6 protein-coding genes are annotated in these 5,591 nt (G+C 69.9%); all 6 read right to left on the bottom strand.

The window, feature by feature from the left end:
• Positions 1-1,017 (bottom strand): complex I 51 kDa subunit family protein (locus tag VGD70_RS17600; RefSeq protein WP_331082562.1); only part of this gene is annotated, 1,017 nt, incomplete at its 3' end.
• Positions 1,014-1,847, bottom strand: coding sequence for an NADH-quinone oxidoreductase subunit NuoE (gene nuoE, locus VGD70_RS17595; protein WP_331082560.1), 834 nt, complete (start codon positions 1,845-1,847; stop codon positions 1,014-1,016). The genes VGD70_RS17600 and nuoE, both read right to left, overlap by 4 nt.
• A gap of 121 nt (positions 1,848-1,968) precedes the next feature.
• Positions 1,969-3,279: an NADH-quinone oxidoreductase subunit D gene (locus VGD70_RS17590; protein WP_331082557.1), complete on the bottom strand. Its 1,311-nt coding sequence runs from the start codon at positions 3,277-3,279 to the stop codon at positions 1,969-1,971.
• Positions 3,276-4,085, bottom strand: a complete 810-nt coding sequence (locus VGD70_RS17585) for an NADH-quinone oxidoreductase subunit C (RefSeq protein ID WP_331082555.1) — start codon at positions 4,083-4,085, stop codon at positions 3,276-3,278. Before VGD70_RS17585 ends, VGD70_RS17590 begins: the two co-directional genes overlap by 4 nt.
• A 5-nt stretch (positions 4,086-4,090) precedes the next feature.
• On the bottom strand, positions 4,091-4,639 hold the full coding sequence (locus VGD70_RS17580; RefSeq protein ID WP_331082553.1) for an NADH-quinone oxidoreductase subunit B family protein: 549 nt from the start codon (positions 4,637-4,639) through the stop codon (positions 4,091-4,093).
• A gap of 15 nt (positions 4,640-4,654) precedes the next feature.
• On the bottom strand, positions 4,655-5,029 hold the full coding sequence (locus VGD70_RS17575; protein WP_331082551.1) for an NADH-quinone oxidoreductase subunit A: 375 nt from the start codon (positions 5,027-5,029) through the stop codon (positions 4,655-4,657).
• Positions 5,030-5,591: the final 562 nt, after the last annotated feature.

The raw sequence follows: 5,591 nt of genomic DNA, 5'->3' as shown, positions 1-5,591 counted from the left end.
CATCACGGCCCACGGCACCGACACGGTCTCGTTGAACACCATGACCGCGGTGGTGCCGAGCATCGAGCCGGCTGCGGCCGCGCCCTCGAAGTCCAGCGGGACGTCGAGGTGCTCGGCGGTGAACAGCGGGGTGGACGAGCCGCCCGGGGTCCAGAACTTCAGGGGGATGTCGTCCTTCATGCCGCCGGCGAGCTCGAGCAGCTGGCGCAGCGTGGTGCCGAGCGGCGCCTCGTACTGGCCGGGGTTCACGACGTGGCCGGAGATCGAGTAGATCTTCGGCCCCGGCGAGCGCTCGGAGCCCATCGTGCGGAACCAGTCCGCGCCGCCGTTGACGATGAACGGCACGCTCGCGATGGTCTCGACGTTGTTCACCGTGGTGGGTGCGGCGTACAGGCCCGCTGCGGCCGGGAACGGCGGCTTGAGCCGGGGCTGGCCGCGGCGGCCCTCGAGCGAGTCGAGCAGCGCCGTCTCCTCACCGCAGATGTAGGCGCCGGCGCCCGCGTGCACGGTGATGTCCAGGCCGAAGCCCGAGCCGAGGATGTTCGCACCCAGATAGCCGGCGTCGTAGGCCTCGCGCACCGCGGCGTTGAGCCGGCGGATGCAGTGCAGGGCCTCACCACGCACGTAGATGAAGCAGTGGTGGCTGCGCATCGCGTAGGCGGCGATGACGCAGCCCTCGATCAGCGAGTGCGGGTCGGCCATCATCAGCGGGATGTCCTTGCACGTGCCCGGCTCGCCCTCGTCGGCGTTGATGACCAGGTAGTGCGGCTTGTCCTCGTTGGGCGGCATGAACGACCACTTCACGCCGGCCGGGAAGCCCGCGCCGCCGCGGCCGCGCAGGCCGGAGTCCTTGACCAGCTGGACGAGCTGCTCCGGGGTGCCGGACAGCGCCGTGCGCAGCGCGGTGTAGCCCTCGAGCTGCTCGTAGGTGGACAGCCGCCACGACTCCGGGGACAGCCAGCGCTTGGTGAGCACCGGGGTCACCGGGTCGGGCGTGGTGGTCTCGGCAGTGGTCACTTCTTCTCGACCTCCGGAAGCGCCGGCGCGTTCTCCGGCATCGTCGGGGCGGTCCACCCGCGGTCGGCGGCCAGCCGCGCGCCGCGCAGGGTCTCCACCGCGGCCGAGGGACCGTCCACATGGGAGCGGTAGGTCGCCTCGTCCTCGGGGAAGAACCCGGCCAGCTCCAGCTCGACCGAGCGCAGGTCGGTCAGCGGGGCGCCGCGGGTCGGCGCGGGCTTCTCGCCGCGACGCAGCGCGTCGACGAGCTCGACCGCGGACTCCGGCGTCTGGTTGTCGTAGAACTCGTAGTTGACCTGCAGCACGGGACCGAGGTCGCAGGCGGCGAGGCACTCGGCGTGCTCGAGGGTGATCGAGCCGGGCTCGCCGGGCGTGCCCGAGGTCTCCTCGTGCTTGAGCGGCTCGCCGCCCTCGCCGAGGTGGTTCCGCAGGCGCTCGTAGATCGCGTCGCCGCCGAGCACCGCGCACAACGTGTTGGTGCACACGCTCACCAGGTGCTCGCCGCACGGCTTGCGCTTGTACATCGTGTAGAACGTGACGACCGCGGCGACCTCGGCGTCGGCCAGCGCCAGCCGCTCGGCGCAGAACCGCACGCCCGCCTGGCTGACGTGGCCCTCGACCGACTGCACCAGGTGCAGCATCGGCAGGAGCGCCGAGCGGGACTCCGGGTAGCGGGCGATCAGCTCGGCCGCCTTGGCCACGATGTCCGGGCCGAACACCGACAGGTCCGCGCGGGTCTCGGTGACCAGCCGGCCGGTCTCCTGTGGACCGACCGCGGACGCGGCGACCACGTCGACCTCCGGGCCCGCGGCCACGTGGGTCTGTCCCACACCGACACTCGAGCCCCCGTACGTGGCGCCCGTGGACAACGGTTCGTTCACGACAACCCCCCGCGGGCTCGGTGCTCCCGTTCACGGTCGCCCTGTGACATCTGTTCGCTCGCAAGCTCGCTCACCGGTCGACTCCTCCCATCACCGGGTCGATCGAGGCGATGGCCGCGATGACGTCGGCGACCAGGCCGCCCTCGGACATCGCGGGCATGGACTGCAGGTTCACGAAGCTGGGCTCCCGGACGTGCACGCGCAACGGCCTGGTGCCGCCGTCGGAGACCAGGTGGTAGCCGAGCTCGCCGCGCGGCGACTCGACCGCCGTGTAGACCTGCCCGGCGGGCACCTGGAAGCCCTCGGTCACCAGCTTGAAGTGGTGGATCAGCGACTCCATCGACTGACCCATGATCTTGCGGACGTGCTCGAGCGAGTTGCCCATGCCGTCCGAGCCGACCGAGAGCTTGGCCGGCCAGGCGATCTTGGCGTCCTCCACCATGACCGGGCCGGGCTCGATCTTCTTCAGGCACTGGGTGATGATCCGCAGCGACTGGTGCATCTCCTCCACGCGCAGCAGGTAACGCGCGTAGGCGTCGGCCGCGGTGGAGGTGGGGACCTCGAAGTTGTAGTCCTCGTAGCCCAGGTACGGCTCGGTCTTGCGCAGGTCCCACGGCAGGCCCGCGGCGCGCAGGATCGGCCCCGTGACGCCGAGCGCGAGGCACGCGTCGACGGGCAGGTAGCCGATGCCGATGAGCCGGTTCTTCCAGATCGGCTGGCCGGTGAGGAGCTTGTCGTACTGCGGCAGCCGCTCGTTCATCGTCTTGACGAACTCGCGGACGGCCAGCTCGAAGCCCTCCGGCATGTCCTGGGCGAGGCCGCCGGGCCGGATGAACGCGTGGTTCATGCGCAGGCCGGTGAGGAACTCGAGCAGGTGCAGGCACTCCTCGCGCTCGCGGAAGCCCGCGGTCATCGCGGTCATCGCGCCGAGCTCCATGCCGCCGGTGGCCAGCGCCACGAGGTGCGAGGCGATCCGGTTGATCTCCATGAGCATGACCCGGAGGACCTGCGCGCGCTGCGGCACGGTGATGCCGAGCAGCTTCTCGATGCCCATGCAGTAGCCGGCCTCGTTGAACAGCGGCGCCAGGTAGTCCATGCGCGTCACGAACGTGACGCCCTGGGTCCAGGTGCGGTACTCGCAGTTCTTCTCGATGCCGGTGTGCAGGTAGCCGATGACCGACCGGGCCTGGGTGACCGTCTCGCCCTCGAGCTCGAGCACCAGGCGCAGCACGCCGTGCGTGGACGGGTGCTGCGGACCCATGTTGATGATGATGCGCTCATCGGTGATCGCGTCCTCGAGCGCCTCGTCCCAGTCGCCACCGGTGACGTTGTAGATCTTGCCCTCTGTGGTCTCGCGCTCGCCCGCGTAGCTCTCGGTCACGAGTACGACCTCCGCTGATCGGGGGGCGGGATCTCCGCGCCCTTGTACTCCACGGGAATGCCGCCGAGCGGGTAGTCCTTGCGCTGCGGGTGGCCGTCCCAGTCGTCCGGCATGAGGATCCTGGTGAGCGCCGGATGACCGTCGTAGACGATGCCGAACATGTCCCAGGTCTCCCGCTCCTGCCAGTCGGCGGTCGGGTAGATCTCCACGACCGACGGGCAGTGCGGCTGGCCGCCGTCCTCGGGCGACCAGTCGATGGCCACCTCCAGCCGGATGCGGCGGCGGTAGGTCATCGAGGTGAGGTGGTAGACGGAGTGCAGCCGCTGCGGGACGGCCACCCCGTAGTCCACTCCGGACACCGAGCCGCAGAGCTCGAAGCGCAGCGCCGGGTCGTCGCGCAGCATCTTGCACAGGGCCACGAGGTAGGCGGGGTCGACGTAGTAGGTGATCTCGCCGCGGTCGACGGTGACCTGCAGGATCGCCTCGGCCGGGACGCTGCGCTCGCGCATCGAGGCGAGCAGCTGGTCGGTGAGCTCGTCGAACCAGCCGCCGTAGGGCCGCTCGGCCGGCGCGGCCACGTGGGCCGGCAGCCGCAGGCCGCCGAAGCCGGAGGTGTCGCCGCTGCCGGACACGTTGAACATGCCCTTGCGTGCCTTGCCGGCGACCAGCGGCTCGCGCGGCGCGGCCGGGCGGGCCACGTCGTCGGACGGGCGCTGCTCGACCTCCTGCGGCCGCTCGGCGCTGGACTGCTCGCCGCCGGGCTCGGGGACCGTCGGCTTCTTCGCTGGCTTGTCGTCGCTGGCCATCTCGTTCACTTCTTCGCGTACTTGACGGAGGACGGGATCATCGGGGTGCGGTCCCCGCGCTCGGCCCGCAGCGCCGCGCGGCGGGCGTTGATCGGCTCGTCCTGGATCTTCGCGTGCAGCTTGAGGATGGCGTCGAGCAGCATCTCCGGGCGGGGCGGGCAGCCGGGCAGGTACATGTCGACCGGCACGATGTGGTCGACGCCCTGCACCACCGCGTAGTTGTTGAACATGCCGCCGGAGGAGGCGCAGACGCCCATGGCCAGCACCCACTTGGGCTCGGCCATCTGGTCGTAGATCTGGCGCAGCACAGGGGCCATCTTGTTGGTCACCCGGCCGGCGACGATCATCAGGTCGGCCTGCCGGGGCGTGGCGCTGAACCGCTCCATGCCGAAGCGGGCGATGTCGTAGCGCGGGCCGCCGGTGGTCATCATCTCGATGGCGCAGCAGGCCAGGCCGAAGGTGGCCGGCCACAGCGAGTTCTTGCGGCCCCAGTTGACCAGCTTCTCCAAGCTGGCCAAGAGGATTCCGTTGGGCAGCCGCTCTTCGAGACCCATGCTGTCCGCCTCCCGTCAGTTCCAGTCGAGGCCGCCGCGCCGCCACACGTAGGCGTACGCGAAGCCGAGGGTCGCGATGAACAGCACGATCTCCACCAGGCCGAAGAAGCCGAGGGCGTCCGCGGACACCGCGAACGGGTAGAGGAACACCATCTCGATGTCGAAGAGGATGAACAGCATCGCGGTGAGGTAGTAGGCGACCGGGACCCGGCCGCCGCCGATCACCGGCTGCGGCGAGGGCTCGATGCCGCACTCGTACGCCTCGAACTTGGCCTTGTTGTAGCGCCGGGGTCCGACCAGCGGCCCGAGCAGCGCCGAGAACAGCGCGAATGCCGCGGCGAGCACGAAGAGCAGGAACAGCGGCAGATAGCTTCCCAGCCCCGACGACACGTTCTCGTTCTGTGCTACGGATGTGCTGACAGCTGCGAGTACTGGCACTTCGCCATCCTTTCCCGCTCCTCAGTCGCGCACCCTATGGGGTGGCCTTCTCGCGGCCTGGGGTTAGGCGCACCTAACCCGACCAGCCGAGAGGCTTGTGAAAATCTTCACAAGCTATCCCGTGAAGCGCTTCACAAAACTCTGCTGCGAGTGTAGGACCCGACGAAACGGGCCGTGCAGGGAGATCCCCTTACTACGCCAGGAGTTCACGCACGGTCCGCGGCGGCGAGCGGGCGGGCGGCAGCCACCCGAGCGCGAGACCCGCGGCACCGGCCCACAGGGGGCACCGCCGGCGCACCGATCCGCCATCCAGGAGCGCCGCAAAGACACTCACAGATCTCGGGGGCGGGAGGCCGCGGCCGCCGCGCCGGCCGGGTGCGAAGTGCCCCCTGCCAGCACAGCCAACGCCGGAAAGACAACCGGAAATAGCTGGAAATACAGAAGGGGCGCCCGACCGTACGGCCGAGCGCCCCCTCCCCCGGGGAAAGTCCTACTCGCTCTGCAAGTAGTACAG

This window comes from Actinophytocola sp., from assembly GCF_036402745.1.
Lineage (GTDB): Bacteria > Actinomycetota > Actinomycetes > Mycobacteriales > Pseudonocardiaceae > Actinophytocola.
Note: the sequence above shows the minus strand (reverse complement) of the source record. Positions and strands in the feature narration are given on the sequence as shown.

Excerpts from the sequence above, each read along its gene's own strand:
- VGD70_RS17580 (WP_331082553.1), bottom strand. The coding sequence starts at position 4,639 with ATGGGTCTCGAAGAGCGGCTGCCCAACGGAATCCTCTTGGCCAGCTTG.
- VGD70_RS17585 (WP_331082555.1), bottom strand. The coding sequence starts at position 4,085 with ATGGCCAGCGACGACAAGCCAGCGAAGAAGCCGACGGTCCCCGAGCCC.